This is a genomic window from Jannaschia sp. 2305UL9-9, from assembly GCF_041403465.1.
In the GTDB taxonomy this organism is placed as follows: Bacteria; Pseudomonadota; Alphaproteobacteria; order Rhodobacterales; family Rhodobacteraceae; genus Jannaschia.
In genome coordinates this window covers 1,286,299-1,312,793 of the sequence record NZ_JBGEHM010000001.1, presented here as the reverse complement: position 1 = coordinate 1,312,793, position 26,495 = coordinate 1,286,299, and the positions used below count along the sequence as shown (strand labels likewise).

The window sequence follows — 26,495 nt, the reverse complement described above, 5'->3', positions numbered from 1 at the left end:
ACGGACCTTCCGTTGGGGCCACGTGGGAAACCGGGGTTTGCGGGACCGCGCCGATGGGTGCAAGAGGGGGGCGACAGGAGAGACACCATGACCACATCTATGATTCAGCCCCAGATGACCGACGAGGTGGCGATGGCCATCGCACAGGGCCGCCCGGTCGTCGCGCTGGAATCCACCATCATCAGCCACGGAATGCCTTGGCCCCGCAACGCCGAGGTGGCCCTTGCCGTCGAGCAGGCCGTGCGGGACGAGGGCGCCGTGCCCGCAACCATCGCGGTGATCGACGGGATCTGTTGCGCCGGTCTGTCGCCCGCACAGGTAGAACGGCTGGGCCGCGATACGGATGTCGTCAAGGCGGCGTCCCGTGATCTGGGCGCCTGCCTCGTCCGGGGGCAGACGGCCGGCACGACGGTCAGCGCGACGATGCGCATAGCGGCGCTGGCGGGTATCGACGTCTTTGCCACCGGCGGTGTCGGTGGCGTCCACCGGGGCGAGGGCATGGACATCAGCGCCGACCTGACGGAGCTTTCGGTGACGGATGTCCTCGTGGTCTGTGCCGGTGTGAAATCGATCCTCGACATCCCCCGGACGCTGGAAATGCTCGAAACCCTGCGCGTTCCGGTGGTGACCTATGGCGCGAACGAGTTCCCCGCGTTCTACACGCCGCACTCCGGTATCGACGCGGGCGAACGTTTCGACGACCCCGCCCAGATCGCGGCGGCGCGGTCCGCGAACCGGCGGGTCGGGATGACGACGGGCATGCTGGTGGCGAACCCGATCCCTGCGGCCGATGCATTGGACGCGCAGGAAATCGGCGCGACGATCGAGGCATCCCTGGCCGCGGCCGAGGCACAGGGCATCACCGGCAAGGATGTCACCCCGTTTCTGCTTGGCCGGTTGAACGAGGTGACGGACGGCACGGCCCTTGCGGCGAACATCGCGCTTGTGCTCAACAATGCGCGCCTGGCCGCACGGATCGCGGTGGCTGGCGCAAATCCCGGCGTCTGGGCCTAATCCGCGGGACGCTCGAAGAACAGACTGCCGGGGCCGGATCGGTAGGCCCCGAAAGGCCCGCAGGGAACAAATCCGTGGCGCACATAGAGGCGGTGCGCCGCGTCGAGGCCGGGCCCTGTCTCCAACCGGAGCAGGGGCCGCCCCTCGGCCTTCGAGGTGTCGATCAGGCAGGTCAGGACAGCATCCGCCACGCCAAGGCCGCGTGCCGCCGGCGCAGTGAACATCGATTTCACTTCGCTGTAGCCGTCACGCAGGGCGATGGCCCCGGTGCCCAGCACGGCTTCGCCCTCGGTCGCCGCGAAAAACCGTATGTCCGGCGCGCACAACGCATCGATATCGAGGAAATGATTGTCTTCCTCCGCGAACATCGCGCGCATCAGGGCATGCGACTGCGCCAGCAGAAGGGCGCAGCCGGGCGTGCGGGGATCGGCGCGCGCGACGATCACGCCAGCGCGGCCTCGATCGCTGCGCGGTCCAGTCCCGCCTGACCGATGACGACAAGGCGTGTGCCGCGCGCATCCGCACCCAGAGGACGATCGAAGTAGTGATCGACGCGCGGTCCCACCGCCTGCACCGTCAGGCGCATCGGCTTGCCCGCGACCGAGGCGAACCCCTTGAGGCGCAGAATGCCATGGTCACGGATCACGCCGGACACCTTGGCGGCGAAGGCGGCGGGGTCCGTGATTTCGGGCGTGGTCACGACGAAGGATTCGAAGGCGTCGTGGCCGTGCTCATGTTCGTGCGCGTGGTGATCGTCATGGTGGTGGTCATGGTGATCGTCGCCGTGGTCATCGTCGTGGTGATGGTGGTGATGCACTTCGTGGCGGGCGGCGATGTCGTCCTCTGCGCCTTGACCACGACCCAGAAGGACATCGGCCGGCAAGGCGCCCATCGCAGCCGGCAGGACCTGAACGCCGTCGCGTGCCTCGTCCCGCAGACGTGCGACAAGAGCGTCCGTGCCATCGCCCAGCAGGTCGGCCTTGTTGACGACAATCATGTCGGCGCAGGCCACCTGATCGGCGTAAAGCTCGGACAGCGGCGTCTCATGGTCCAGCCCGTCGTCGGCGGCACGCTGCGCATCGACGGCGGCAACGTTTGCGGCAAAGGTGCCATTCGCGACGGCGGGCCCGTCCAGCACCGTCACGACGCCATCGACGGTCACGCGGGTCTTGAGACCCGGCCAGTTGAACGCCCGGACCAAGGGTTGGGGCAGGGCAAGGCCGCTGGTCTCGATCACGATGTGATCAGGGGGCGTGTCGCGCGCCAGCAGAGTCTCCATCGTGGGGATGAAATCGTCGGCCACGGTGCAGCAGATGCAGCCGTTCGACAGCTCGACGACGTCATCCTCGGTGCAGGATTCGATGCCACAACCGGTCAGGATGCCGCCATCGACGCCAAGGTCGCCGAATTCGTTGATGATCAGCGCGATGCGTCGCCCGCCTGCATTCTGCAGCAGGTGACGGATCAGCGTCGTCTTTCCGGCGCCGAGGAAACCGGTGACGATGGTGGCGGGAATTTTGGTTTGCATGGGGAATGTCCTTGCGCCGCAACGGCAAAGAACGGCCCCCGAGGGGACCGTTCCATCCGTCGCCGGAAAAGAGGGATCAGGCGGCGTTGTAGAGGCGCGGCGTGACCAGTTTGGAACCATCGAGGCCACGCATCGACTTGGCCAATGCCAGCACGGCAAGGTCGGCCACGGGCTCAATGATGACGACCAGCATGTAGGCTGCGCCGAACGACAGGACGGCGGCCATGTTCTCGGCGCCTACGCCCTGACCGTAGATCGCCCAGAAGGCCACCCAGGCAACGACGCCACCCTGATAGGCCGCCGACAGTTTCAGAACCTGTGCGTAGGACAGATCCACGTAAGCCGTGTCCGGAGCGATCACCTTGCGGGCCAGCGCGAAGATCGCGAACATCGGGACCAGCAGGGTCGTCACGTTGACGAAATACATCGGCAGGTCGGAGGGGGCGAAGAGCATCCCCTGGATCAACAGGCCCGCCGCCAGTCCGATCGCCGCAGGGGCGACGCCAAGCAGCAGGAACAGTGTCGTCCCCAGAATGAAGTGAACCTCCGAAACGCCAACCGCGAAATGGGGCATCAGTTCGAAGAAGATGAAGACACCAACAGTGGCGATCACGCTGCGCAGGGCAAGCGCCGGCACGCCATGGGCCTTGATGTCCTGCCACGCCAGCTTGGCGGTATAACCAGCGGCGGCAGCGGCGGTCCCATAGGCCAGCACCATTTTGGCGCCGTGGACGATTCCCGGTTCGATGTGCATCTTTGTCTCTCCTTTGACCCGTCTCCCCGACGGGCTGGAATTGCGTTTGCGCAGGGCTGGTCTCCTGGCTTGCGGGTCGAAGCTTGGTGCCGCCTTCCCAGATCCATCGGACCCAGTGGCATATCGGCACCGCGCTCACCGCTCACAGTCGCGGGGGCGGCTGCGGTCTCGGGTTCCTGTTTGGATCCCCCTCACCGCATTCCCATTTCATTCCCCTGTCGCTTGGGCGCATCGGGGAAACCTTGCCATCCCGTGATGCGCCCGGTCACGGCGGCGGTCAAGCGCGATTGCGACAGGTTGGCGCAAGCGGGCGGCAAGGAAGGGAGCGCTGCCCCTGGCCTTTGGCCCCCCGGAGGTATCTCGGGCCAGAGGGCGGGGCGCGCGCTCCATTCTGCGCCTATCTTGTGGATAAGTCGGTGGTTGCGATGCGAATGGCGGGTCAGGCGGTTGACCCGGTCGGACAGCGGGCGACACTGCGGAATGCGCTTTTCCCGTCTGCGTCTCAATGGCTTCAAGAGCTTCGTTGACCCGACCGACCTGATCATCGGCGACGGGCTGACCGGTGTGGTCGGGCCGAACGGATGCGGCAAGTCCAACCTGCTGGAGGCCCTGCGCTGGGTCATGGGGGAAAACCGGCCCACCGCCATGCGGGGTGGCGGGATGGAGGACGTGATCTTTGCAGGCGCCGCATCGCGCCCGGCCCGCAATTTCGCAGAGGTGACGCTGGCGCTGGACAATGCCGAGCGGTTGGCCCCGGCGGCGTTCAACGATACCGATGCACTGGATGTGGTGCGGCGGATCACGCGGGATGCAGGCTCTGCCTACAAGCTGAACGGCAAGGACGTGCGGGCGCGGGACGTGCAGATGCTGTTCGCGGATGCGTCGACCGGGGCACATTCCCCCGCGCTGGTGCGGCAGGGACAGATTTCCGAGCTGATCAATGCCAAGCCGCAGAAACGGCGCCGCATTCTGGAAGAAGCGGCGGGCATTTCGGGCCTGTATCAACGGCGGCACGAAGCCGAATTGAAGTTGAACGGGACGGTGACGAACCTAGCGCGCGTCGATGACGTGGTCGAGCAGCTGGCGGGGCAGTTGGCCACGCTTGCGCGACAGGCCCGGCAGGCGGCCCGTTACCGCGAAATCGGCGCGGCACTGCGACAGGCCGAGGGGCTGTTGCTGTTGGTGCGGTGGCGCGTGGCCGACAAGGCCCGCGCCGAGGCGGATGCCACCTTGCGGTCCTGCCTGCTTGCTGCGGCAACGGCCGAGCGGGAGGCCGCGGCTGCCGAGGCGCAGCGCGTTGCAGCGGAGGACGCATTGCCGCCGTTGCGCGAGGAAGAGGCGATCGCCGGTGCCATCCTGCAACGTCTGGAGGTCAGCCGCGACACCCTGTCCGAGAGGGAGAAGGCCGCGCAGGCAACGGTCGGTCGGTTGACCGGGGCCCTAGCACGGCTGGCGCGCGACGCGGAACGGGAGGCCGGGTTGAACGCTGACGCGCGCGGAACCATCGAGACACTGCTGGTGGAGCGCGCGACCTTGGAAGCGGCGTCCGACGGTCAGGATACCGCCATCGCAAGCGCCCAGAATGCCGCACAGGACGCCGCTCGTATCCTGGCCGAGCGCGAGGCGGAGTATTCGCAATTGACCGAGGATACGGCGCGCCTGTCGGCCCGGCACCAATCCGTGGCCCGCCTGTCCGAGGACGCCGACGCCCGGATTTCCCGCGCAATCGCCGCACGCAACGCGGCGGAGGCGCAGGCAGAGGTGGCGCGCAGATCGCTGGCGGACGCCGAGGCGGAGCAGGGCGCCGCGCAGACGCGCCTGACACGGGCGCAGGATCAGGTCGACGCGACGGATACCGCCCTGTCCGACGCAGAGGCCGCGCGGGAGGCGGCGCAGGACAGCGAGGCCAAGGCACGGACGGAACGGGCAGAGGCCGACGGGATCGCAGGCACCCTCGGGGCGGAGGTCAGTGCCTTGTCGAACCTGCTGGCGCGCGCGACCGGCGAGGGCGAGCCGCTGCTTGACACGCTGACCGTGGAGCCGGGGTTCGAGGCGGCGCTGGGGGCGGCCTATGGCGATGACCTGCGGGCAGGTCAGATCGGAGAGAACGAGGCGGAGGAGGCAGGCTGGGCCAGCCTGCCGCCCTATGACCGGGTCCCGAGGTTGCCGGACGGGATCGCCCCGCTGGCGGCGCATGTGCGCGCGCCCGAGGTTCTGGCCCGTGGGCTGGATCAGATCGGTCTCGTCGAGGCGGAAGAGGCCGCGCAGATGCAGGCGCGGCTTATGCCGGGTCAGGTCCTCGTGTCGCGGGACGGGGACATGTGGCGGTGGGATGGGTTCCGCGCGACTTCGCAGGCGGCCCCCTCGGCGGCGGCCCTGCGGTTGCAACAGGTGAACCGGTTGGCCTCGCTGAGGCAGGATCTGGAGGAAGCAACCGCACGGGCGGACGGCACCCGTGCTGCGCATGACGCGCTGGGCCGTGTGCTGGCAGATGCGCGTGACGCCGAGACCCGCGCACGCGATGCGCGGCGCGATGCGGACCGGTCCCTGACCGAAGCGGGCCGCGCGCTTGCCCGGGTCGAGGGCACGAAGAACACGGCGGTCGCGCGCCTCGAGACGGCGCAGATGGCCGTCGGTCGGCACGAGGCCGAGATCGGCGAAGCGGAACAGGCCAAGGCGGAGGCCGACGTGGCGCGGGCCGCCCTGCCGCCATTGGACAGCGCGCGCGACACGCTCGAGTCGGTGCGTGCGACTGTCGAAGGCGCGCGGACCGAAATGATGGCCCGGCGGGCCAAGGCGGATGAGATCAAGCGCGAAGCCGCGGCGCGCGATCGTCGGCTGGGCGATGTCGCGGCCGAAATGGCGCGCTGGCAAACGCGTCTGGACACGGCGGATACGCAGCTGGCGGACCTCGAACGACGGCAGGACGGGTTGAGGGCCGAGTTGGAGAATGCAAGGCCGATCCCGGAGCAACTGGCCCAGCAGCGCGCGGCCCTGACGGAGGAGATCCGACAGGCGGAAGACCGCAGGAAGGCCGCGATCGATGCCAGAGCCGCTGCAGAGACCGCGCAACGGGATGCCGTAACCGCCGCACGCGAGGCGGATCGCAGGGCCGGCACGGCACGTGAGGCACGCGCCGCGGCGCAGGCCCATCTGGAGGCCGCGGATACGGGGCGAGCCGCCGCAGAGGCGCGGATCGCAGAGGAGCTGGACTGCTCGCCACGGGACCTCATCGAATCGCTGGGCGACGCGGCGCAGGCAGAGGTGGGTATCGGGGCCGTCGAAGCCGATGTCGGACGCCTGAAGCGCCAGCGCGATGCATTGGGGGCGGTCAACCTGCGCGCCGAGGAAGACGCCCGGGAGGTACAGGCCGAACACGACCTGCTGCTGTCGGAGAAGGCCGACCTTGATCAGGCCGTCTCGGAACTGCGCGCCGGGATCGCCGCCTTGAACAAGGAGGGGCGGCAACGTCTGCTGGATGCTTTCGGAACGGTGAACCGCAACTTCTCGATGCTGTTCCGGCACCTCTTTCAGGGTGGCGAAGCGCGGCTGGAACTGGTCGAAAGCGACGACCCCCTCGAAGCGGGGCTGGAGATCATGTGCCAGCCGCCGGGCAAGAAGCTGTCGACCCTGTCTCTGTTGTCGGGCGGGGAACAGACGCTGACCGCGCTGGCGCTGATCTTTGCGGTCTTCCTGGCAAACCCTGCGCCGATCTGCGTTCTGGACGAGGTGGATGCGCCGCTGGATGATGCGAACGTCACGCGGTTCTGCGACATGCTTGACGAGATGACCCGCCGCACCGATACGCGGTTCCTGATCATCACCCATCACGCCGTCACCATGGCGCGCATGGACCGGCTGTTCGGCGTGACGATGGTGGAACAGGGCGTGAGCCAGCTCGTGTCCGTCGATCTGAAGAAGGCGGCCGCCATGGTGGCCTGAGGTTCGCGGTTGACCGCAGGCGGCCGGGCAGGTCACGGTCGAACATGATTGAAAGGGCAGGCCTGCTCATACCGGCGACGAACCGGTCAAACGTCGTGGACAGCTTGCCGTCCAAACGCCATCTCTTCGGGGTCAGCATCGAAACCATCGACACCGTGCATCTGTCCAAGGCGACCGATTTTAACAGATCACGGTCCAATTATTGAGGAAGTCACAGTTTGGTAGGAACCCTGCAAGGGTATCGCGCGTCTGGCAGCATGATACTCAACATCGAAGCAAAACTGTCCTATCAGCTCGAGGACCTGACCGATCTGCTGTTGCAGGTCGAGGTTGCCCGCATGTCCGGTCAGGAAGTTGCGCAGGACGCCCTGTTCACGACCAACGTCAACGGTTTTCGGCGCATCACCGGCGAAGCTGCCTTGGGCAAACGGGCATGGATGCAGGCCGGGGGACAGTTCGACCTGACCTATCAGGCCGAAGTGTCCGTAACGCGGCCCGACCCGGACCTGACCCGGATGGATGCCGCCGCGCCGCGCAGCCTGACGGGCGAAGCGACCTCGTTCCTCATGCCATCGCGCTATTGCCCGTCGGATGAGTTTCAGGCCTTCGTCGCGGCCGAGTTCGGCGACCTGTCGGGCGGGCGCCTGTTGATGGCGATGCGCGACTGGATCGAAGACGCGTTCACCTATGTGCCCGGCGCAAGCGGGCCGGGCACGACCGCGCGCGATACCTTCGTTCAGCGACAGGGCGTTTGCCGCGACTATTCCCACGTCCTGATCGCGATGGCGCGCGCCGCCGGTATCCCCGCGCGCATGGCAAGCGTCTATGCGCCCTACGTCGATCCACCCGATTTCCATGCCGTCACCGAAGTCTGGCTGGAGGACGCGTGGCATCTCGTCGATGCGACCGGCATGGCCTTGCCGTCGCAGATGGCGGTGATCGGGGTGGGGCGCGATGCGGCGGACGTGTCATTCCTGACGTCCTTCGGACGCGCCGATTTCGTCTATCAACAGGTCAGTGTCGCGGTCGCCGATCCATCATAGACGATCCAGCAGCGCAGGCGTCGGCCACGCGTCGGCCGGCAGACCCAAGCGGCGTTGTTCCGCCTGAACGGCCCTGCGCGTCAATCGACCGAGAATGCCGTCGACCGCGCCCACATCATGACCGCGGGCGATCAACCTTTGCTGCAAGATGCGCATCTGGTCATCGGAAAGGGCGGGCGGCGCAGAGCCTGCGTCGAACACCGGCGCCCCTGACAGGCGGGTCGCAAGATAGGCGGCGGTGGTGACATAGACGAAGCTCTGGTTCCATTCGAACAGCACGTCGTAGTTGGTAAATGCAAGAAAGGCCGGTCCGCGGCGCCCCTGCGGCAGCAGGAGGGATGCGGACATGTCATTCGTCATTCCCATCGCCGGACCGCGGAGGGTGACGCCATCCGCCAACCACGCGCCGGCCGTGCGCTTGGTATCCAGCCCGGTCTGCGCCCAGTCTAGCGTGTCCGGCACGGTCACCTCGATCAGCCAGGGCTGTCCCGGTTGCCAGCCGATATCGCGCAGGAAACGCGCACCGGAGAACAGCGCATCGGGTACGGATGTCTTCAGCGTCACGCGGCCGTCGCCATCCCCGTCCACCCCGCGTTCGAGGATGTCTGCCGGCAGCATCTGAACCTGACCGATCTCGCCCGCCCAGGCCCCTGTCGTCGACAGGTCGAATTGCCCGCGCCTGAACAGCTCCAGCGCGGCGAAAACCTGCGGACGAAACAGCTCGGGGCGGCGGCAGTCATGGGCGAGCGTGACGAGCGAATTGAGCGTGTTGAAATCACCCTGCACCGCGCCGTAGTCCGTCTCCAACGCCCAGAACGCCAGAAGCACACCGCGCGGAACACCGTACCGCGCTTCGACCTCGTCGAAGATCTGCGCGTGGCGGTCGGCGTTGGCGGCACCATTGCGCAGGCGCGCACCCGAGATGACACGGCGCGCAAAGTCCACGAACTCCAACCGGAAGACGCCCTGATTGCGATCCGCGTCCAAGGTCCGCTGATCCTGCCGAACGGGTGCAAAGAATGCGTCGATGGTGCCTGCGTCATAGCCCATTTGCGCGGCCTCGCCGCGCATGCCCTGCACGAAATCGCGGAAATCGCCGCCGCAGGTCTGCGCAAGGGCCGGGGTGGCGCAAGACAGGGCGAAGACGAGGGGAAGAACACGCATGTCTGTTTCCTTCGCTAGAAAAGGCCGATCAGCAGGGCGAGCGCCAGTGCACCGGCCCAGGTGCGCCAAAGCACCTTGCACGCCCGGTCGATATCGTCGGGGCCTGCATCGCGCCGACCGTTCGGGTTGACCCACGGAAATTCCTGCATCTCGCCGTCGTAACTGCGCGGGCCGGACAGGGCCACGTCCAGCACCGGCGCGATAGCCGCCTCGGGCCAGCCGGCATTCGGGGATCGATGCAGCGCGGCGTCGTTCGGAACCCGGGCCCAAGCCGCGAAGGCGCCATGCGTCACGAGGATCAGGATGGCCGTCAGCCGCGCAGGCACCCAGTTGAGCAGATCGTCCAATCGGGCCGAGGCCCAGCCGAATTCCTCGTAGCGGTCGGTGCGGTAGCCGATCATGCTGTCCGCGGTGCTGATCGCCTTGTAGGCCAGCATCGCGGGCAACCCACCGATGGCGAACCAGAACGCGGGTGCGATGATGCCGTCCGACAGGTTCTCGGCCCCGCTTTCGATGGCGGCCCGGCTGATCTGCGACGGGTTCATGCGGGCGGTATCGCGGCCCACGATCATCGCCACAGCACGCCGTCCGGCAGCAACGCCGTCGGCCCGCAGGGCGGTGGCGACCGCGCGGACATGTTCGATCAGGCTGCGCTGCGCCAACAGGATCGCGGCGGCGACAACTTCCAATACACCGAAATCGGGTATCACGGCGATCAGCCCGCCGATCCCCCAGCCAAGAACCAACAGGACAAGGGCGGCGACGACACCCTTGGCGCGCTTCGCAGATCCCCGGTTCAGCGTCCGGTCCAGCCAACCGACCACACGTCCCAGCAGGACCGCAGGATGCGGCACACGGGACCACAGGGCCTGCGGCTCGCCCAGCAGGGCATCGAGGATCATGGCGGCCGCCAGCATCAGGCCAACGCGCCTTCCACACGGTCCCAGCTACCCGAGGGGGGCAGGCCAAGGCGGACCCAGCGATCCGAATAGGGAAAGATCCGCGACCAGATCGCGGATCTGGCAAGCCGGTCCTGAAACGCGCGGGAGTCATCGACCTCGTATAGGCGGAACAGATCGGTTCCGCCCACCAAGGCGCCGTGTCGCGCCATCAGTCCATCCAGACGGCGGGCATCACGGGCCAGACGGTGACGCGTGGCGTCCGCCCAGTCAGGATCGGACAGGGCCGCGGTTCCCGTGCGCAGGGCAGGTCCGGACACTGGCCAGGGACCAAGACGGTCGCGCAACCGTCCGATCGTCGTCGGATCGCCTATGGCAAATCCGAGGCGCAGACCGGCGAGGCCCCAGAACTTGCCGAAACTCTTGAGGATGACGACGTTCGGGCGGCTTGCGGCCCGCACAAGCGACGCCTCGGGCATCACGTCGCAAAAGCTTTCGTCGACGATGGTGATCGGTGCGAAATCGGCCTCCTGCCAGATACGCCCGTCCGGGTTGTTGGGATGCACGAGAACACGCACGTCGGCGGGGCCGGGGGCGGTCTTGTGACCCGCCCATGCGGCGGCATGTTCGTTGTAGGTCGGCGCCGGAATATCGACGGACATTTCGGCGTCGAACGTCGATGGCAAGGCTGCGATCACCGATGACAGGCCCGGTGCGGCCAGAAGGTCCGCGCCCTCGGGCACCTGCCAGAAACGCCGCGCCGCCTGATTTAGGGCGGTTGTCGCGTCGCGGTCCGGCAGGGCCGTCCAGTCGGACGGCGCGAACGCGGGCAGGGGATAGGGATTGGGGTTGATGCCCGTGGACAGATCGAGCCAATCGGTCCCGCCCCATGTGTCGCGGGCCGCATCGAGGCCACCGCCGTGGTCGCGCTGCCTCGCCATATCAGTCGAGGGGCGGGTGACGCGTGACGAAATGGCCCTTGATCGCCACGGGCCATTCGCGGAACGGCACCACGCCCGTTTCGGCAGCCGCATGTTTGGCGGCATAGGCGACGATCCCCTCTGCGGCCTCGGCGTGCGGCTCGAACCGGCCAAGCGTATAGTTCATCTTTCCATGCGCCTGCAGGGTCACGTTGCACCCTCCGCTGCATCCCATCAGGCAGGAATGCCGACGTGTCTCCACGTCCGGTGCGTCCCTGGCGGCGGCTTCGATCAGGGTGGCCAGGCGTTCACCGTCCGTGACGCCCGATGTCGCATCCCAATCGTCGCGTTTGCAGGTATCGCAGATGGTAATGACTGTCGGCATGGGTGGCGCCCCCTTCGATGATGATCGGCACTGCTGACCACAGCGGGCGCTGAAGAGCAACTGCGGCGCAAGAACGCGCAGACGACCGCGCATGCGAGGATGAGCAGTTCGGCCTTAACCGTCTGTTAACCAAGAACTGCGTACCACCACCTGAACGGGCGGGCGATACCATCGAGGACAGACCATGACCGATTTTTGTGCCAATTCCGGGTCTGGCCCTTCGTATGCGGGGTCTGGCCCTTCGCGAGAGAAGCCCGTCGTTCTGTCTGTCGGGTTCTGCCTGTCTGCCGCGGGGCCGGACGACCCGGATCCGTATCGCGATTTTCATGCGGAAGTCGCGCACAGTCAGGCACAGGCGGTCGCGATGATGTTCGAACTGTCGCCGGCGGTCGTGCTGATCGACCTCGGGTTGCAGGACGGCAGCCCCCTCGCGGTTGCTGATTTCGTCAGCTACCGGCACCCGGACGCGCGAGTGATCTTCGTCAGCGATCAGAACCTGTTCATGGACGGGTCGCTGTTCAGCCATTGCGCCAACGTCCATGCCCATATTCCACAGGGCATGGCGGAACCCGACATGATCGCCCTCGTCGGCTATCACGCCGGGATCAGCGGTGGGAATGACCGGTAGGGGCGGGCAGCCCGTCAGATCAGCTGCCGCCCGTGCGGGGCCATCCAGTCCATCACGGGGTTGATCGGGATGATCCGGTTCGGATTTATCGTCTCGTGGCTATAATGATAATGCCGGACGATATGGTCCATGTTGACCGTATCGGCCACGCCGGGCACCTGGAACAATTCCCGCGTATAGGGCCATAGGTTCGGATAATCGATCAGGCGGCGGCGGTTGCATTTGAAGTGCAGGTGATACACCTCGTCGAACCGCACAAGCGTGGTGAACAGGCGCCAATCGGCCTCGGTCAACCGATCGCCGGCAAGATAGCGCCGGTCCGCCAGCAGGGCGTCGACCCAATCCAGCGCATCGAAAAGGGCCGTGACCGCATCGTCATAGGCGGATTGCGTCGTGGCAAAACCGGACTTGTACACACCGTTGTTGATGTCCGGATAGACCCGGTCGTTGATCCTGTCGATCTCGGGGCGCAGGTCTTCGGGATAGAAATCCTGCGTATCACCGGTGAGCCCGTCAAAGGCGGAATTGAACATGCGGATGATCTCGGAGGATTCATTGGACACGATCGTGCCCTGTTCCGTGTCCCACAGGATCGGAACGGTCACGCGGCCCGACACCTTCGGGTCCGCGCGCAGATAGATGTCGCGTGCAAAAGGCAGGTCGAACAGACGATCGCCGGTCGCGCCCGGGAAATCCGTCCGGAACGTCCAGCCGTCCCCCAGCATGTCGGGATGCACGACCGAAACGGCGATCATGTCCTCGAGTCCCTTGAGGGCGCGGAAGATCAGCGTCCTGTGCGCCCAGGGACAGGCGTAGGAGACATAGAGGTGATAGCGACCCGCCTCGGCCTTGAAGCCGGCGGATCCGGTCGGACCGGCGCTGCCGTCCGCGGTGATCCAGTTTCGGAACCCCGCGGTCGACCGGACAAATTTGCCGCCGGTCGATTTTGTGTCGTACCATTCGTCCCGCCAGACGCCGTCCACAAGCTTGCCCATCTCGAATGCTCCCTATTCGTCGGCTCTACACCTAGAGGGTAGGATGCATATCCACAGCCTGCACCGGGGCGCAGGACATGCGCGCCCGCGAACACGAAGGGGCCCGGCGGCCCGGATCGGCCCGCTTATTCGAAAATGCCCGCCACGGCCCCGCACAGCATGAAGGCGCGGGCGGTGCGCGTGTCGGTCATCCGCGTGATCTCGCTGTCGGTCGCGTCTTCGCAGAACGCGCTGAAGACGCGGTCGAACATCCTCAGAAAGTGATGCACCGCGTCCCGAAACACGGGATCCCGCTTCATCCGCGCCGATGTCAGGGCAAGCGAAGACCGATCGCGGACCCCGGCAAGGTCGCGGATATCCTCGCCGCGCAGACCTTCGGCAAAGCCGCGCCAGATCGAAGCATTGGCCCGATGCGGTGACAGGTCATCCATGTAGATGCTTTCCTGGCTCAGCAGGGTCAGCACATCCTGTGCGGCGGTGATCAATTGTGCCGTCTGATGGTGTTCCAACGCGCGCCGCAGGACGCGGAACCCTTCCGTGTCGCGCTCGTTCTCGGGGAAGTTCATCGCGCGGATGAAATCCTCGGGGGGCAGGGGGTCGCCTTCGGAGCGCGCTTCCAATGCAAGCGTGGGCTGTTGCGGGGCCTGTGGGCGGCGGGGCGCCTCGAGGACCTTCTCGGTCGGGGTGGCGGCGTGCAGGCCGGCCACCTCCGCGCCGAGGACGGCTTGGGCACGGGCGACGGTGTCGATGCGTTCTTCCATGTCACGTTTCAGCGAAACGCCGGCCATCTGCTGCTGCTCGACGTAGGACAGGCGCATGGCATCGATGGCGGCCTGCAGGCGTTCGCTCTCCTCGCGCATCGTGCGCGCGGTGCGCGCCGCCGAGGCGGCCACCCAGACAAGGGCGACGGGCAGGAAGACGCCAAGGATCGTCATCATGAAGCCCAGCGGATCGCGCGCCGACAGCCGGGCCTGAACGGGGTCGAGGGTCAGAAAGAACCAGCCAATCAGCCCGAGCCAGGAAAAGCTAAGCACGAGGGCGGCGATTTCGATGGTTGAAATACCGTCATGCCGGCTTGGGCGGCTGCGGCCCGCGGACTGTGTGATGACGGGCGCCGCCAAGGGCGCGCGCACGGACCCCCCGGATGCCGGGGGCTGCGGCTCTGACCTCTTGGCGTCCGTCATGGGGCGGTCCCTACTTGTAGACGACTTCGGCAACCTCGTAGGCGCGTGCGCCACCGGGGGTGCGGACTTCGACGCTGTCGCCCTCCTCCTTGCCGATAAGGGCACGGGCGAGGGGCGATTTGATGTTCAGAAAGCCGTTCTCGATATCGGCCTCCTGCTCACCGACCAGCTGATAGGTCTTCTCCTCGTCGGTATCTTCATCGATGATGGTGACGGTCGCACCGAACTTGATCGACCCGCTGAGCTTGGACGGATCGATGACCGAGGCGAGCGAGATCAACCCCTCCAGCTCCTTGATGCGTCCTTCGATGAAGGAGTGCTTTTCACGGGCGGAGTGATACTCCGCGTTCTCCGACAGGTCGCCATGTTCGCGGGCTTCCGCGATCGCGGCGATGATTGCCGGGCGCTCGACCGACTTGAGTTTCTTCAATTCGACCTGCAGCGCGGTCATGCCGCGCGGCGTCATGGGAATTTTTTCCAAAGGATTCTCCTGCCGTGCGCGGGACGCACGTCTGCTTCGTGTTGAGGGCGAGACTAGGTGGCGTGGCGGTGACGCGCAACACGTCGCATGATCTGCGCGTGTCAGCCCGTGCTGATGTCGTGCCGACCCCGCAAGGTCCGGGCTAGCTGGGGCAGCGGATTGACCATATCGCGGTCCGGTCCCGTCAGATCGAGTATCGGCAGGCCCGCGGCCCGCGCGGATGCAAGGCCAGCGGGCGTATCCTCGATGGCAAGGCAGTCCTCCGGTGCGGTGGCAAGCATCGCCGCGGCATAATGGTAGCAATCCGCCGCCGGTTTGCCGGCGACGACCTGCTCGGTCGCCACGATCGTGTCGAAAACCTCCGGCGCAAGATCGAGCCCCTCGAACACCGCCTGTGTCCAGGCCGAGGGCGTGCTGACCACGAGGCCCAGAGCGATTCCGGCCCGGCCGGCCGCTTCGATAAGATCGTACAGACCGGCGCGCGGCGTCAGCGGGCCCTTGGCCAGAGCGGTGCCGAAGTAATGGTTCCGTGCGTCGAGGACACTGCCGATCGGCACGGCGCGATCATCCCAGGTCGGCCGCCGTGCGCGTGTGAACCGTTCCAGCCCCGCCCGACGCCCGCCTGAAAAGTCCAGCCCGTGTTCGCGGAAGGCGTTGCGAAACGCCTGCCGCCGCAGAAACACGGTATCGGCGAGCACCGCGAGGGAGCCCAGAAAGATAGCCTTCATGTGATCGGTGCTCCGCCAAGGCGCGACCCGCGTCGCACGGTCCTCGTCGCTTTCCATCACCCAAACGCACTTGGGCCCCGAGGTTCAAGGGGAAACCGAACCTGACACTCCGATGCCAACCGAACCTGACAGGTGGATGCCCGTTTCCGTGGCTTTCGCCTCGGATGGCGGCACGGGGTCGCCATCGATGCCGCAAGCCGCCAGTATCGGGAGCAACGCAAGGATCACGTACTTCATGACAGGGCCGCCTTCCAACGGGCGGCCTGCTGTCTGACGTTCGCCGGCGACGTGCCACCATAGGACGTGCGCGAGGCGACCGAATTGTGCACGCCAAGCACGTCGAAGACCTGTTGCGTGATGTCGCCGTGCACCGATTGCATCTGGTCCAGCGTCAGATCCGGCAGGTCGATGCCCGCATCCTCGGCCAACTTGACCAATGCGCCGGTGACATGGTGCGCCTCGCGGAACGGCATGTCGAGCGTGCGCACCAGCCAGTCCGCCAGATCGGTTGCCGTCGAAAACCCGGAGGCGGCGGCGGCCTCCAGATTATCTTTCTGCGCGGTCATGTCCGCGACCATCCCGGTCATCGCGGCCAGCGCCAGCATCAGGCTGTCGGCGGCGTCGAACACCTGTTCCTTGTCTTCCTGCATGTCCTTCGAATAGGTCAGCGGCAGGCCCTTCATCACCATCAGCAACGCCGCCTGCGCCCCGAAGATGCGCCCGATCTTGGCACGCAGCAGTTCGGCGGCATCCGGGTTGCGTTTCTGCGGCATGATGCTGGACCCGGTCGACCAGCGATCCGACAGGCGCACGAACCGGAACTGCGCCGACGACCAGATCACCAGTTCCTCGGCCAGGCGGCTGAGGTGCATCGCGCAGATCGACGAGGCCGACAGGAACTCCAGCGCGAAATCGCGGTCGGACACGGCGTCCAGCGAATTGGCGGCGGGACGGTCGAAGCCCAGCGCCTCTGCCGTCATCTCCCGGTCGATGGGGAAGGATGTGCCGGCAAGCGCGGCCGTCCCGAGGGGGCATTCGTTCATCCGTTTCCGGGCATCCTGAAACCGCGACAGGTCACGGGCGAACATCTCGACATAGGCCAGCATGTGGTGGCCCCATGTCACCGGCTGTGCCGTCTGCAGGTGGGTGAAACCGGGCATCACCCAATCGGCGCCCGCCTCGGCCTGTGCAACGAGGGCGGACATCAGGCGGGGCAGGGCGTCGATCGCGGCATCGGCCTGATCGCGGACCCACATCCGGAAATCGAGCGCGACCTGATCGTTGCGCGACCGCGCGGTGTGCAGACGGCCTGCCGGGGCGCCGACGATCTCGGTCAGCCGTGCCTCGACGTTCATGTGGATGTCTTCGAGTGCCGTGGAATAGGCGAAGGTGCCGCCCTCGATCTCTGACAATACGGTGAGGAGGCCTTCCCGGATCGCCTCGGCGTCGCTAGCTGTCACGATGCCTGTGGCGGCGAGCATCGCGGCATGGGCCCGGCTTCCCTCGATGTCCTGCTTGGCCATGCGACGGTCGAACCCGATGGAGGCATTGATCGCCTCCATGATGGCGTCCGGGCCTTCCGCGAAACGACCGCCCCACATGGTGTTGGATGAATTGGACATCGGGCCCTCTAATGCTGCGTTACCTTGCCTTCGGCCTATACGGCCTGACCGCCACGCTCGCCACCCCTGCCGCCGCGCTGCAGCCCGAGTTGCTGACCGGCACGATGGGGCGCTTGCAGGTCAGCGAGACGCCCTGGCAGCCCGAGGTGGAGACCTTTGCCCGCGAGGACAGCACGCGGGGGCGTCTGTCGGACTATGCGGGCAAGGTGGTTGTCCTGAACTTCTGGGCCACGTGGTGCGCGCCCTGCCGGGCCGAGATGCCGTCGCTTCAGGCGCTGGACGATGCACTTGGAGATGACGGGCTGGAGGTCGTGACCGTTGCCTTCGGGCGGCACAATCCGATGCAGATGAAACAGTTCTGGGAACAGGCGGGGATCACGTCACTGCCGCTGCATCTCGATGCCGGAACGGAACTTGCCCGGGCCCTCGGAGTCAAGGGCTTGCCGCATACCCTGATCCTGAACAGGCAGGGCGAAGTCGTCGCCCAACTGGCCGGAGAGGCGGATTGGGCCGCACCCGAGACGATTGCGGTCATGAAGGCCTTCCTGTCGCAATAAACCCGAATGCCGATCCCGCGGGTCCTTGCGGACGGGTCGCGCGCATCCGATCTGCAATGACAGGATAGCCCTGCCGGTTTGACGGTCGGGTGCAGGGGATCACGGAAAATGGATATCGTGCTGGTCGCAGCCGGCTTGATCGCGCTGTTGACGGGGGGCGGCTGGCTGGTCAGCGGTGCGGTCGGCGTGGCCGCGAAACTGCGGCTGTCGCCGCTGGTGATCGGCGTGACATTGGTCGGGATGGGCACGTCGCTGCCGGAACTGCTGACGTCGCTGCGCGCGGCCATGGCCGGGGCGCCGGACATTGCATTGGGCAATGTGGTCGGGTCCAACATCGCGAACATCCTTCTGATCCTTGCCGCAACTGCGTTGCTGGCCCCGGTTGCGTTCCCGGTGTCGACATGGCGGCGCGATGGGCTGGTGTTGCTGGCAGTGACAGCACTGGGTGGGCTTTGGATCGCGTTTGCGGGCGGGTTGGACCGGCTTGGGGCGGGCGTCTTCCTGCTGGTGTTCGCCCTCTGGATGACATGGCAGCTGCGCTCCGGCGCCGCAGCCGAGGACGTGCCGGAGGAGCTGCCGGTCGGGCGGGCGCTGCTTCTGCTGATCGTGGGTTTTGCGGGCGTGCTGCTGGGGGCGGAGTGTCTTGTCCGGGGCGCCATCGGGATCGCACAGGATTTCGGGGTCAGCGAGGCGGTCATCGGTCTGACGGTCGTGGCCGTCGGAACCTCTCTGCCGGAACTGGCGACGTCGATCATGGCGGCGCGTGCCGGTCGCGCGGATCTTGCCCTTGGCAATATACTGGGCTCCAACGTCTTCAATCTGTTGGGCATCCTCGGTGTCACGGCTTTCGTCTCGCCTCTTTCGGCGGATGCACGGTTCGCCACGGTCGATGTGCCGGTAATGCTGGGCGCGGTCGTCGTGCTGCTGATGCTTGGGCTACGCGAACGGATCGGGCGCGTCGGCGGATCGCTCATGATTGCGGGGTATGCGGTCTACGTCTGCCTGATGCTCTAGATGCTGCGCTGCGGCGCTTGCAAATCGTTGGGTCAGAATGTAGCGCATGGTAGGCGCCTGACGCAATATTCTGACCCGGAGAACCGATATGAGCTTTCGCCTGCAACCCACGCCGCCCGCCCGTCCCAACCGGTGTCAGTTGTTCGGCCCCGGCTCCAACCCCAAGCTGTTTGCCAAGATGGCGGCGAGTGCGGCGGATGTGGTGAACCTCGATCTGGAGGATTCGGTGGCGCCCAACGACAAGGACGTGGCGCGCAGCAACGTGATCACGGCGATCAACGAAGTCGATTGGGGCAACAAGGTTCTGTCGGTCCGGATCAACTCGCTCGACACCCCCTATTGGTATCGCGACGTCGTCGACCTTCTGGAACAGGCGGGCGATCGTCTGGACCAGATCATGATCCCCAAGGTCGGGTGCGCGGCGGATGTCTATGCGGTCGACGCGCTGGTTACCGCGATCGAGGCCGCAAAGGGGCGATCAAGACGCATCACGCTGGAGGTCATCATCGAAAGTGCCGCCGGCATCGCCCACGTCGAGGAAATCGCGGCATCTTCGCCCCGCCTGGCCGCGATGTCGCTTGGGGCCGCCGATTTCGCGGCTTCGATGGGCATGCAAACGACCGGGATCGGCGGCACGCAGGAAGATTACTACATGCTGCGCGACGGGGCGCGGCATTGGTCCGACCCGTGGCACTGGGCCCAGGCCGCCATCGTCGCCGCCTGTCGCACGCATGGGGTTCTGCCGGTCGATGGCCCGTTCGGTGACTTCAGCGATGACGAGGGCTTCCGGGCGCAGGCGCGACGGTCGGCCGTTCTGGGCATGGTGGGCAAATGGGCCATCCACCCCAGGCAAATTGCGCTCGCCAACGAAATATTCACCCCTTCCGACGACAAGGTCACCGAAGCGCGGGAGATTCTTGCCGCGATGGAGGAGGCCAAGGCCAGCGGTGCGGGGGCAACCGTCTACAAGGGACGTCTGGTCGACATAGCGTCGATCAAGCAGGCCGAAGTCGTCGTCCGCCAAGCAGAGTTGATTGAGGCAAATTCTTAACACTTCGGAGTCCGCGAAACGGGCGACCATGGGGTATCGGTCCGGCATAGCCTGAACCATGCCGGACCTTGCCCATGACCTGGAACGCGACTGTCATTTTCGATTTCGCCCTTTCGATCATCCTGCTCGGACTTCTTGCCTACGGGTACGGCGCCATACGACGCCATCTTCCCGGCACCAAGCTTGCGCCCCAGGTTCTGGGCGGGCTGTTCGGTATCGTCGCCTTCATCCAGATGCAGGTCCCGTTGGAGCCGATCCCGGGCCTGATCGTCGATCTGCGCGCCGTCCCCATCGTGCTTGCCGGCGCCTTTCTCGGGTTGCGGGGCCTGTTGATCGCCATCCTGATCGCGGCCTCGGCCCGAATGATCATCGGCGGGGTCGGATGGGTATCCGGTGTCGGCGCAATCATGATCGCCGGGACCATTGGCGTGGTATGGGACTATCTGACCGCATCCATGGCGCGGCGTCGGTTTCGGGCGCTGGTGCTTCTGGGGGCGGTGACACCGCTGCATCTGATCGCGGTTCTGTTGCTGCCCGCCGATGTGGCGTGGATGTTCCTGAAAGGCGCCGCGCCGGTCCTGTCGCTGACTTATCTGGCCGTTGTGCCCGTCATTGGCATGTTGCTGGAACGGCAACGGATCGCCATGAAACTCGAGGCACGGCAACGGGCGATGGCCGCGTTGGACGGGGACGGCGTATTCTGCGGTCCGGAGGCACTGGCACGCGGTCTCGTCGTGTCCGAGGCGTCGGGCGTGATGAAACGCGGCGTGTCCGTCATAGGCCTGAAACTGCGCGGAAGCGGCCTGCGAACGGCGCTTTGGGGTCCGGAGGTCGAGGCCGTTATCCTCTGCGCCCTGCGCAAGCGGCTGGAGGCGATCTTGCCCGACGACAGCCGGGTCGGGATGGTGCGGGCCGACATCGTTCTGATCTTCCTACCGGTACTGACGGAGCAGCGGATGGAGGAGGTTCTGGCGGACATCCGCACCGAAACCGCAACCCGTGCCTTCGATGTTCCGGGTATGGCACCAGTTCGCCTGCGGATCACCGTCATGCAGGGTGATTACGCAACCATACCGACGTTTGCGCGTGCGCTGCATATGTTCGGCTGGGAGAAACGGCGCGGGGTGAAAAGGGACGAATTGTCTGATGCTGTCGACGGCGATCGCCGTCGCACGTCGGACATGGCCCGGCTGTTCAGAACCGCCGATCGATTGCTGGAAGCCTGCGAAGCGGATCGCAGGCTGATGAGCGCCGACAACCACTAGGGCCCGCATTGTCCGCACACCCGTTGCATCGCCCGGCTGCCCCCGCCATATGGGGGAAAACCGGCCGCGGGGAATGAAAATGACGCAATACCTGGATTTCGAAAAACCGTTGTCGGAGATCGAGGGCAAGGCCGAAGAATTGCGCGCCATGGCCCGGTCCGACGCAAAGATGGACGTCACCAAGGAAGCCGCCGCGCTGGACCAGAAAGCGCGCGATATGCTGGTGCAGATCTACAAGGGTCTGACGCCTTGGCAAAAGGCCCAGGTCGCACGCCATGGCGAACGCCCCCATTGCTCGGACTACATTTCCGCCCTGTTCACGGATTACACGCCCCTTGCCGGGGATCGAAACTTTGCCGACGATCATGCGGTCATGGGCGGATTGGCGCGGTTGGATGACCGCGCGGTCATGGTGATCGGCCATGAAAAGGGCAATGACACCCGCAGCCGCATCGAACGCAATTTCGGCATGGCGCGCCCGGAAGGCTATCGCAAGGCCATCCGCCTGATGGAACTGGCGGATCGTTTCGGCCTGCCGGTCGTGACGCTCGTGGATACGCCCGGCGCCTATCCCGGCAAGGGCGCGGAAGAACGCGGGCAATCCGAGGCCATCGCACGGTCCACGCAGGCATGTCTGCGGCTTGGCGTGCCGCTGATTTCCGTCGTGATCGGCGAGGGGGGATCCGGCGGGGCCGTGGCCTTTGCGACCGCGAACCGCGTGGCGATGCTGGAGCATTCGATCTACTCCGTGATCTCGCCCGAGGGCTGTGCCTCCATCCTGTGGAAGGACGCGGAAAAGATGCGCGAAGCGGCAGAGGCCCTGCGCCTGACGGCTCAGGATCTGCTGAAGCTCAAGGTCATCGACCGGATCGTCGCCGAGCCGACGGGCGGGGCGCATCGCAACCGGGACAAGGCGATCGAAGCGGTCGGCGCCGCCCTGTCCGAGATGCTGGGCGAACATGATGGCATGACGTCCGACGAAATCCGCACGGCACGTCGCACCAAGTTCCTGACCATGGGCAGCAAGGGGCTCGCCGCCTGAGCCATCCGCCGTACGGCCGATCAATCGCGGCGGTAGACCCCTTCGGGCAGGTCCAGCGCGACCAGCAGATCGCGCACCTGACCCATGGTCAGCGTGATCTGGACGGAATCGTTTCTGCGGGCGTCGAACTGGGTCAGCGTGATGCATTCCTCGAAGGCAGAGACGGTCACGTCCTCGGCCGGGGCGGTCCCGTCCTCGCCTTCATCGACGAGGGTGACGACGGTAGCGTCGAATTCGTGTTCGATCGAGAACATCAGCGGTCTTTCCTTTTGGCCAATCGGCGGCGGTGCATGCGATACAGAAGCGGCGCGAATATCGCATCATAACTCCAATCGAATGCCTGACGCACGCCCGGCACGGATGTCGCACGGGACAGCCATGCGACATGGGGCATCTCCCGCCACAAGGCCCGGAATGCGGGCATGCCGGAGATGACCTGACCGTCCTTGAGCACATGCAACCTGCGCGCCGCTGTATCCGCGTCGAGGCCCCAGTCGGACAACGCACGCCCGTGCAGATCGTCGAACCGCACAGGCAGGCCGTCGCGCGCCGTCCGCTTGCGGTAGTGATTGATCTCGAACGCGCAAACAGGGCATTCCGCGTTGTACAGAACGCGTGTCTGGGCTTTGCCTTGGGACGCTGACATCTGGACCCTCCAGTCTATAATACTCTCCAACACATGCTTCAGCGGAAGGAAGTTTCCATGCGTCCAGTGATCGCGGCGACCTTGATGACCCTGCTGCTGGCGGCCTGTCAGACGGTGCCGGTGGAAACCGCCCCGACGACCGCCAGTCCCACCGTGCCTGCGTCGGCGCAACTGGCCAATGACGTGGCGGTGGCAAACTTTCAAAGGGCGGTTCAACGGGTCGAGCCGCAGGCAGAATCCCTGTGTCGGGCACGAACGCAGGGCGTGAACTGCGATTTCCTCGTCCGTGTCGATCCCAATCCGAACGCCGCACCGAACGCGTTCCAATCCCTCGATGCCTCCGGGCGGCCGATCCTGACCTTTACGCGCAGCCTGATCGCCGATGCGCGCAACGAAGACGAGATCGCCTTCGTCATCGGACACGAAGGGGCGCATCACATCGAACAGCATATCGCCCGTCAGCGTGAATCGGCGGTCGCGGGGGCGGTGGTCGGTGGTCTGATTGCGGCGGCGATCGGGGGCGACGCCTCGACCGTCGACACCATAAGTCGGGCAGGGGCGCAGGTCGGTGCCAGACGATTCAGCAAGGAACACGAGCTGGAGGCCGACGCCCTTGGCACGATCATCACGGCGCGGGCCGGGTATGATCCGGTGCGCGGGGCCGCGTTCTTCACGCGCATCCCCGATCCGGGCGACCGTTTTCTTGGCACGCACCCGCCAAACGCGGACCGCATCGCCACGGTGCGCCGTGTCGCGGCGGGTCTCTGACGCGTTCGTGAATGGCGGGGTGCAGGGCGCGGGGCTAGACCGGGCGCCATGCGCCTGATCTTCCTGCTCGCCCTGTTGTTCCTTGCCCCGCCGGTCCATGCCTGCACCGGGATGGAGGAATGCGCCCTTGGGGACCGCGCCTACCATGTGCGCGAACCCGACGGTTGGGACGGCACCACGCCCCTGCCGGTGATGCTGCATTTTCATGGCTGGGGCCGTCAGGGTGAGACGATCATGGGCCATGCCCGGATCGCAGGGGCCACCGTGCCGCGCGGCGTATTGCTTGTGGCACCCGACGGTCTGGGGCGATCGTGGGATTTTCGACAGCCGGGCAGCCGCGACACCCCCTTTGCCGAGGCCGTGCTGGCCGATGTCGGTGCGCGTTATCCTCTGGACGGTCGGGTGATCGTATCCGGCTATAGCTGGGGCGCCTTGATGGCTGCGCGGTTCACCTGCGAGACGCAGGTGCCGATTGCCGCGTTGCTGTTGGTATCCGGCGCATTTCCACGCGGGATGGCCTGCGATGGTCAACCCGGGCGCGTCAGTCAGGTCTATGGCACCACCGACACGGTCCTCGATTTCCCCTACGGTCCCGATGGGGACGAGACGGAGGCCGTGGCCTTGTGGCGGCGGCAGTTGGACTGCGGCCCGCCGTCGCGAACCTTCGAGTGGGAAGCGGTAAGCTGGCTGACCCATACACGGCACCAATGGGATTGTGCCGCGGGGCTGGTCACCATGGATGTGCACCCCGCCAGTCACCTGATTCCGCGGGGATGGTTCGCGCGAATACTGGACGAGGTTCTGGCCCCGGCCTGACATTGCGCTGGATCAAGGTGTGCGGACCTTCATTGCGCGACATTGTCGTGACGCATGACGGAGGACAGCATGACCAGGCCACATCCCATGGGCGATGCCCGCAAACACCTTATGCTGATGCGTGGCATGGCCGCGCGCACCGGTGCCGATACCGTCCGCGCCTTCGATGAGGGTCGGTTGACCAACAAGGACTGGGCCGAGGCTGTCACGCAATGCCGCAACTGCGACTGGGCCGAAGGATGCCGGGCGTGGTTGGCACAGACCGATACCGGCCCCCGCGCCGTGCCCGACAGCTGCGCGAACGCGGATTTGATGCGCGCCCTGATCCCCACGAGATAGGCCGCCGCGCAGCACTAGTTCTCTTCGCGGCTCGCTAGGTCATCAATGGCCCCGTGGCGCAGCATCTTGACCTCCCGAACCAATCGGATGGTGGGCTTGGCCGCAAAGCAGAGCGAGCCGAGCACGAACAGCCAGATCGCAAGGTGTTCGAGCGCGGGATAGAAGAACAGGACCGACCCCACGAGGAACAGGATCGCCGCAGTGAAGTCGACCACGGTGTAGGCCAGTTCGAATGCCGCATAGAGCCTGCGGTTGCGTTCGGATCTCTGCCGGGTTTCATGCCGGAACAGGGTCATGGCCGGATCGTCCCCCACAGGTCGTATTCAGAGGCTTCGTCCACCTCGACGGTCACGATATCACCGGGGGACAGATGCTCGAACCCTTCGTCGATGAACAGGTTGCCGTCGATTTCGGGCGCATCCGCCTTGGTCCGACAGGTCGCGCCCTCTGCATCGACGGCGTCGACGATGACGTCGCAGATGCTGCCGACCCGTGCCTCCAGCTTGGCGGCTGAAATCGCCTGCGCCTTTTCCATGAAGCGGGCGTGGCGTTCGGCCTTCACCTCGTCCGGGACATGATCGGGCAGGGCGTTTGACCGCGCGCCGGCGACGTTTTCATATTGGAACGCGCCGACCCGGTCGAGTTGCGCCTCGTCCAGCCAATCGAGCAATGTCTCGAACTCCGCTTCCGTTTCGCCGGGATAGCCGACGATGAAGGTGGAGCGCAGGGCGATGTCGGGGCAGATGTCCCGCCACTCGGCAATCCGGTCCAACGTCTTTTCCGCCGCCGCGGGGCGCGCCATGCGGCGCAGGGTGTCGGGGTGGGCATGCTGAAACGGCACGTCCAGATACGGCAGGATCAGGCCCTCGGCCATCAGGGGGACCAGATCGCGCACGAACGGATAGGGATAGACATAGTGGAGGCGGACCCAGGCGCCCAACCCCCCGAGGTCGCGCGACAGGTCGACGATTTCCTGTCCCGCGCGCTTGGAGCGGTCCTTCCAATCGGTGCCATAGGCCGACGTGTCCTGCGAGATGACCAGCAATTCACGCACGCCTGCATCGACCAGGCGCTCGGCCTCGCGCAGGACGGCCTTCGCCGGGCGCGAGACCAGCTTGCCGCGCATGTCGGGGATGATGCAGAACTTGCAGGTGTGATTGCAGCCCTCCGCGATCTTGAGATAGCTGAAATGCCGCGGCGTCAGGCTGACACCGCTGGCGGGCAGCAGGTCGATGAACGGATCGGGCGCGGGCGGCACGGCGGTGTGCACCGCGTCCAGCACCTGTTCATACTGGTGCGGGCCCGTCACGGCGAGGACGGAGGGATGCGCACCGGTGATATACTCCGGCTCGGCGCCCAGACACCCGGTCACGATCACGCGGCCGTTTTCGCGCAGCGCCTCGCCAATGGCCTCAAGGCTTTCGACCTTCGCACTGTCGAGGAAACCGCAGGTGTTGACGATGACCGCCTCCGCGCCCGCGTAATCGGGGCTGATGGCGTATCCTTCGGCGCGCAGCCGGGTCAGGATGCGTTCGGAATCCACGAGCGCCTTGGGACACCCAAGGCTGACCATGCCGATTTTGGGCTGGCCGGGGCGGGCATCCGACGGCAGGACGGCGCGGGGCGCCAGATCAGGGCGCAGGTCGGGGGGGTTCTGTGACATATCCCCCCATATGCCGAAGCGCTGTGCCGCGAAAGCCCCCCGCCTCT

29 protein-coding genes and 1 riboswitch are annotated in these 26,495 nt (G+C 65.9%); of the genes, 13 read left to right on the top strand and 16 right to left on the bottom strand.

What is annotated here, in order from left to right:
- Positions 1-87 precede the first annotated feature (87 nt).
- Positions 88-1,014, top strand: coding sequence for a pseudouridine-5'-phosphate glycosidase (locus tag V6N07_RS06450; RefSeq protein WP_371154914.1), 927 nt, complete (start codon positions 88-90; stop codon positions 1,012-1,014).
- Here the strand turns inward: V6N07_RS06450 and V6N07_RS06445 are convergent.
- The 3 genes from V6N07_RS06445 to V6N07_RS06435 all read right to left on the bottom strand — a co-directional run bounded on the left by V6N07_RS06445 (position 1,011) and on the right by V6N07_RS06435 (position 3,296).
- Complete coding sequence (locus V6N07_RS06445) at positions 1,011-1,460, bottom strand: GNAT family N-acetyltransferase (RefSeq protein ID WP_371154912.1); 450 nt, start codon at positions 1,458-1,460, stop codon at positions 1,011-1,013. The two genes, V6N07_RS06450 and V6N07_RS06445, sit on opposite strands and share 4 nt — an antisense overlap.
- Positions 1,457-2,542 (bottom strand): cobalamin biosynthesis protein CobW, encoded by a 1,086-nt coding sequence (cobW, locus tag V6N07_RS06440; RefSeq protein ID WP_371154911.1) that lies wholly within the window; start codon positions 2,540-2,542, stop codon positions 1,457-1,459. The genes V6N07_RS06445 and cobW overlap by 4 nt, the downstream gene beginning before the upstream one ends.
- A 76-nt stretch (positions 2,543-2,618) precedes the next feature.
- Entirely contained in the window at positions 2,619-3,296 is a 678-nt protein-coding gene (locus V6N07_RS06435; protein ID WP_371154910.1) for an energy-coupling factor ABC transporter permease, read from the bottom strand.
- Between the two features lie 36 nt (positions 3,297-3,332).
- Positions 3,333-3,556, bottom strand: a riboswitch (cobalamin riboswitch).
- Between the two features lie 220 nt (positions 3,557-3,776).
- Here V6N07_RS06435 and smc point away from each other — a divergent pair.
- From smc to V6N07_RS06420, 3 genes are read left to right on the top strand one after another with little or no spacing between them, the layout of a single operon-like run.
- Complete coding sequence (gene smc / locus V6N07_RS06430) at positions 3,777-7,238, top strand: chromosome segregation protein SMC (protein WP_371154908.1); 3,462 nt, start codon at positions 3,777-3,779, stop codon at positions 7,236-7,238.
- A gap of 44 nt (positions 7,239-7,282) precedes the next feature.
- The gene (locus V6N07_RS06425; RefSeq protein ID WP_371154907.1) at positions 7,283-7,444 is read left to right on the top strand and encodes a hypothetical protein; all 162 of its coding nucleotides are present in this window, start codon (positions 7,283-7,285) and stop codon (positions 7,442-7,444) included.
- Positions 7,445-7,495: 51 nt separating this feature from the next.
- The gene (locus tag V6N07_RS06420) at positions 7,496-8,281 is read left to right on the top strand and encodes a transglutaminase family protein (RefSeq protein ID WP_371154906.1); all 786 of its coding nucleotides are present in this window, start codon (positions 7,496-7,498) and stop codon (positions 8,279-8,281) included.
- Here the strand turns inward: V6N07_RS06420 and V6N07_RS06415 are convergent.
- From V6N07_RS06415 to V6N07_RS06400, 4 genes are read right to left on the bottom strand one after another with little or no spacing between them, the layout of a single operon-like run.
- On the bottom strand, positions 8,276-9,445 hold the full coding sequence (locus V6N07_RS06415; protein WP_371154905.1) for a lytic murein transglycosylase: 1,170 nt from the start codon (positions 9,443-9,445) through the stop codon (positions 8,276-8,278). The genes V6N07_RS06420 and V6N07_RS06415 overlap by 6 nt on opposite strands.
- Before the next feature lie 14 nt (positions 9,446-9,459).
- Positions 9,460-10,362: an adenosylcobinamide-phosphate synthase CbiB gene (gene cbiB / locus V6N07_RS06410; RefSeq protein ID WP_371154904.1), complete on the bottom strand. Its 903-nt coding sequence runs from the start codon at positions 10,360-10,362 to the stop codon at positions 9,460-9,462.
- Positions 10,362-11,285: a threonine-phosphate decarboxylase gene (locus tag V6N07_RS06405; protein ID WP_371154903.1), complete on the bottom strand. Its 924-nt coding sequence runs from the start codon at positions 11,283-11,285 to the stop codon at positions 10,362-10,364. Before V6N07_RS06405 ends, cbiB begins: the two co-directional genes overlap by 1 nt.
- A gap of 1 nt (position 11,286) precedes the next feature.
- On the bottom strand, positions 11,287-11,649 hold the full coding sequence (locus V6N07_RS06400; RefSeq protein WP_371154902.1) for a DUF1636 family protein: 363 nt from the start codon (positions 11,647-11,649) through the stop codon (positions 11,287-11,289).
- A 184-nt stretch (positions 11,650-11,833) separates the two neighbouring features.
- Here V6N07_RS06400 and V6N07_RS06395 point away from each other — a divergent pair, with 184 nt between their 5' ends.
- On the top strand, positions 11,834-12,277 hold the full coding sequence (locus V6N07_RS06395) for a hypothetical protein (RefSeq protein WP_371154901.1): 444 nt from the start codon (positions 11,834-11,836) through the stop codon (positions 12,275-12,277).
- A gap of 14 nt (positions 12,278-12,291) precedes the next feature.
- Here the strand turns inward: V6N07_RS06395 and V6N07_RS06390 are convergent, their stop codons facing one another.
- From V6N07_RS06390 to argH, 5 genes are all read right to left on the bottom strand, one after another.
- Positions 12,292-13,272: a glutathione S-transferase family protein gene (locus V6N07_RS06390; protein ID WP_371154900.1), complete on the bottom strand. Its 981-nt coding sequence runs from the start codon at positions 13,270-13,272 to the stop codon at positions 12,292-12,294.
- 125 nt (positions 13,273-13,397) lie between these two features.
- Positions 13,398-14,306 (bottom strand): hypothetical protein, encoded by a 909-nt coding sequence (locus tag V6N07_RS06385; protein ID WP_371154899.1) that lies wholly within the window; start codon positions 14,304-14,306, stop codon positions 13,398-13,400.
- A 160-nt stretch (positions 14,307-14,466) separates the two neighbouring features.
- The gene (gene greA / locus V6N07_RS06380) at positions 14,467-14,937 is read right to left on the bottom strand and encodes a transcription elongation factor GreA (protein WP_371154898.1); all 471 of its coding nucleotides are present in this window, start codon (positions 14,935-14,937) and stop codon (positions 14,467-14,469) included.
- Between the two features lie 101 nt (positions 14,938-15,038).
- Positions 15,039-15,665, bottom strand: coding sequence for an HAD family hydrolase (locus tag V6N07_RS06375; RefSeq protein ID WP_371154897.1), 627 nt, complete (start codon positions 15,663-15,665; stop codon positions 15,039-15,041).
- A gap of 233 nt (positions 15,666-15,898) precedes the next feature.
- Positions 15,899-17,287: an argininosuccinate lyase gene (gene argH, locus V6N07_RS06370; RefSeq protein WP_371154896.1), complete on the bottom strand. Its 1,389-nt coding sequence runs from the start codon at positions 17,285-17,287 to the stop codon at positions 15,899-15,901.
- An 11-nt stretch (positions 17,288-17,298) separates the two neighbouring features.
- On the opposite strand from argH, the gene V6N07_RS06365 reads away from it, so the two are divergent.
- The 5 genes from V6N07_RS06365 to V6N07_RS06345 all read left to right on the top strand — a co-directional run bounded on the left by V6N07_RS06365 (position 17,299) and on the right by V6N07_RS06345 (position 22,216).
- A complete protein-coding gene (locus tag V6N07_RS06365) occupies positions 17,299-17,844 on the top strand; it encodes a TlpA disulfide reductase family protein (RefSeq protein WP_371154895.1) in 546 nt (181 codons plus the stop codon).
- Between the two features lie 108 nt (positions 17,845-17,952).
- Positions 17,953-18,858, top strand: a complete 906-nt coding sequence (locus V6N07_RS06360) for a calcium/sodium antiporter (protein ID WP_371154894.1) — start codon at positions 17,953-17,955, stop codon at positions 18,856-18,858.
- An 88-nt stretch (positions 18,859-18,946) separates the two neighbouring features.
- Entirely contained in the window at positions 18,947-19,909 is a 963-nt protein-coding gene (locus V6N07_RS06355) for an L-malyl-CoA/beta-methylmalyl-CoA lyase (protein ID WP_371154893.1), read from the top strand.
- A 74-nt stretch (positions 19,910-19,983) separates the two neighbouring features.
- Complete coding sequence (locus V6N07_RS06350; RefSeq protein ID WP_371154891.1) at positions 19,984-21,174, top strand: LytS/YhcK type 5TM receptor domain-containing protein; 1,191 nt, start codon at positions 19,984-19,986, stop codon at positions 21,172-21,174.
- Between the two features lie 79 nt (positions 21,175-21,253).
- Entirely contained in the window at positions 21,254-22,216 is a 963-nt protein-coding gene (locus tag V6N07_RS06345; RefSeq protein ID WP_371154890.1) for an acetyl-CoA carboxylase carboxyltransferase subunit alpha, read from the top strand.
- Between the two features lie 20 nt (positions 22,217-22,236).
- On the opposite strand, the gene V6N07_RS06340 is transcribed toward V6N07_RS06345, so the two are convergent.
- Together V6N07_RS06340 and V6N07_RS06335 are read right to left on the bottom strand one after the other, a co-directional pair.
- A complete protein-coding gene (locus V6N07_RS06340; RefSeq protein WP_371154888.1) occupies positions 22,237-22,470 on the bottom strand; it encodes a hypothetical protein in 234 nt (77 codons plus the stop codon).
- On the bottom strand, positions 22,470-22,862 hold the full coding sequence (locus V6N07_RS06335) for a thiol-disulfide oxidoreductase DCC family protein (RefSeq protein ID WP_371154886.1): 393 nt from the start codon (positions 22,860-22,862) through the stop codon (positions 22,470-22,472). The genes V6N07_RS06340 and V6N07_RS06335 overlap by 1 nt, the downstream gene beginning before the upstream one ends.
- Before the next feature lie 57 nt (positions 22,863-22,919).
- Here V6N07_RS06335 and V6N07_RS06330 point away from each other — a divergent pair, with 57 nt between their 5' ends.
- The 3 genes from V6N07_RS06330 (at position 22,920) to V6N07_RS06320 (ending at position 24,785) form a co-directional block, all read left to right on the top strand.
- Positions 22,920-23,630: a M48 family metalloprotease gene (locus V6N07_RS06330; RefSeq protein ID WP_371154885.1), complete on the top strand. Its 711-nt coding sequence runs from the start codon at positions 22,920-22,922 to the stop codon at positions 23,628-23,630.
- A gap of 48 nt (positions 23,631-23,678) precedes the next feature.
- Positions 23,679-24,446 carry a PHB depolymerase family esterase gene (locus tag V6N07_RS06325; RefSeq protein WP_371154884.1) on the top strand — a complete coding sequence of 256 codons (768 nt, stop codon included), beginning with the start codon at positions 23,679-23,681 and terminating at the stop codon, positions 24,444-24,446.
- 69 nt (positions 24,447-24,515) lie between these two features.
- Positions 24,516-24,785 carry a DUF6455 family protein gene (locus tag V6N07_RS06320; RefSeq protein ID WP_371154883.1) on the top strand — a complete coding sequence of 90 codons (270 nt, stop codon included), beginning with the start codon at positions 24,516-24,518 and terminating at the stop codon, positions 24,783-24,785.
- A 14-nt stretch (positions 24,786-24,799) separates the two neighbouring features.
- On the opposite strand, the gene V6N07_RS06315 is transcribed toward V6N07_RS06320, so the two are convergent.
- Both V6N07_RS06315 and rimO read right to left on the bottom strand, forming a co-directional pair.
- A complete protein-coding gene (locus V6N07_RS06315) occupies positions 24,800-25,081 on the bottom strand; it encodes a YrhK family protein (protein WP_371154881.1) in 282 nt (93 codons plus the stop codon).
- Complete coding sequence (gene rimO / locus V6N07_RS06310) at positions 25,078-26,448, bottom strand: 30S ribosomal protein S12 methylthiotransferase RimO (protein WP_371154880.1); 1,371 nt, start codon at positions 26,446-26,448, stop codon at positions 25,078-25,080. The genes V6N07_RS06315 and rimO overlap by 4 nt, the downstream gene beginning before the upstream one ends.
- Positions 26,449-26,495: the final 47 nt, after the last annotated feature.

Coding starts and splice junctions, on each gene's coding strand:
- V6N07_RS06425 (WP_371154907.1), top strand. CDS start 7,283: ATGATTGAAAGGGCAGGCCTGCTCATACCGGCGACGAACCGGTCAAAC.
- smc (WP_371154908.1), top strand. CDS start 3,777: ATGCGCTTTTCCCGTCTGCGTCTCAATGGCTTCAAGAGCTTCGTTGAC.
- V6N07_RS06345 (WP_371154890.1), top strand. CDS start 21,254: ATGACGCAATACCTGGATTTCGAAAAACCGTTGTCGGAGATCGAGGGC.
- V6N07_RS06400 (WP_371154902.1), bottom strand. CDS start 11,649: ATGCCGACAGTCATTACCATCTGCGATACCTGCAAACGCGACGATTGG.
- V6N07_RS06435 (WP_371154910.1), bottom strand. CDS start 3,296: ATGCACATCGAACCGGGAATCGTCCACGGCGCCAAAATGGTGCTGGCC.
- V6N07_RS06365 (WP_371154895.1), top strand. CDS start 17,299: ATGCTGCGTTACCTTGCCTTCGGCCTATACGGCCTGACCGCCACGCTC.
- V6N07_RS06325 (WP_371154884.1), top strand. CDS start 23,679: ATGCGCCTGATCTTCCTGCTCGCCCTGTTGTTCCTTGCCCCGCCGGTC.
- rimO (WP_371154880.1), bottom strand. CDS start 26,448: ATGTCACAGAACCCCCCCGACCTGCGCCCTGATCTGGCGCCCCGCGCC.
- V6N07_RS06320 (WP_371154883.1), top strand. CDS start 24,516: ATGACCAGGCCACATCCCATGGGCGATGCCCGCAAACACCTTATGCTG.
- V6N07_RS06350 (WP_371154891.1), top strand. CDS start 19,984: ATGACCTGGAACGCGACTGTCATTTTCGATTTCGCCCTTTCGATCATC.
- V6N07_RS06395 (WP_371154901.1), top strand. CDS start 11,834: ATGACCGATTTTTGTGCCAATTCCGGGTCTGGCCCTTCGTATGCGGGG.
- V6N07_RS06415 (WP_371154905.1), bottom strand. CDS start 9,445: ATGCGTGTTCTTCCCCTCGTCTTCGCCCTGTCTTGCGCCACCCCGGCC.
- V6N07_RS06330 (WP_371154885.1), top strand. CDS start 22,920: ATGCGTCCAGTGATCGCGGCGACCTTGATGACCCTGCTGCTGGCGGCC.
- V6N07_RS06315 (WP_371154881.1), bottom strand. CDS start 25,081: ATGACCCTGTTCCGGCATGAAACCCGGCAGAGATCCGAACGCAACCGC.
- V6N07_RS06390 (WP_371154900.1), bottom strand. CDS start 13,272: ATGGGCAAGCTTGTGGACGGCGTCTGGCGGGACGAATGGTACGACACA.
- V6N07_RS06450 (WP_371154914.1), top strand. CDS start 88: ATGACCACATCTATGATTCAGCCCCAGATGACCGACGAGGTGGCGATG.
- V6N07_RS06420 (WP_371154906.1), top strand. CDS start 7,496: ATGATACTCAACATCGAAGCAAAACTGTCCTATCAGCTCGAGGACCTG.
- V6N07_RS06355 (WP_371154893.1), top strand. CDS start 18,947: ATGAGCTTTCGCCTGCAACCCACGCCGCCCGCCCGTCCCAACCGGTGT.
- V6N07_RS06405 (WP_371154903.1), bottom strand. CDS start 11,285: ATGGCGAGGCAGCGCGACCACGGCGGTGGCCTCGATGCGGCCCGCGAC.
- cobW (WP_371154911.1), bottom strand. CDS start 2,542: ATGCAAACCAAAATTCCCGCCACCATCGTCACCGGTTTCCTCGGCGCC.
- V6N07_RS06360 (WP_371154894.1), top strand. CDS start 17,953: ATGGATATCGTGCTGGTCGCAGCCGGCTTGATCGCGCTGTTGACGGGG.
- V6N07_RS06375 (WP_371154897.1), bottom strand. CDS start 15,665: ATGAAGGCTATCTTTCTGGGCTCCCTCGCGGTGCTCGCCGATACCGTG.
- V6N07_RS06340 (WP_371154888.1), bottom strand. CDS start 22,470: ATGTTCTCGATCGAACACGAATTCGACGCTACCGTCGTCACCCTCGTC.
- argH (WP_371154896.1), bottom strand. CDS start 17,287: ATGTCCAATTCATCCAACACCATGTGGGGCGGTCGTTTCGCGGAAGGC.
- V6N07_RS06335 (WP_371154886.1), bottom strand. CDS start 22,862: ATGTCAGCGTCCCAAGGCAAAGCCCAGACACGCGTTCTGTACAACGCG.
- cbiB (WP_371154904.1), bottom strand. CDS start 10,362: ATGCTGGCGGCCGCCATGATCCTCGATGCCCTGCTGGGCGAGCCGCAG.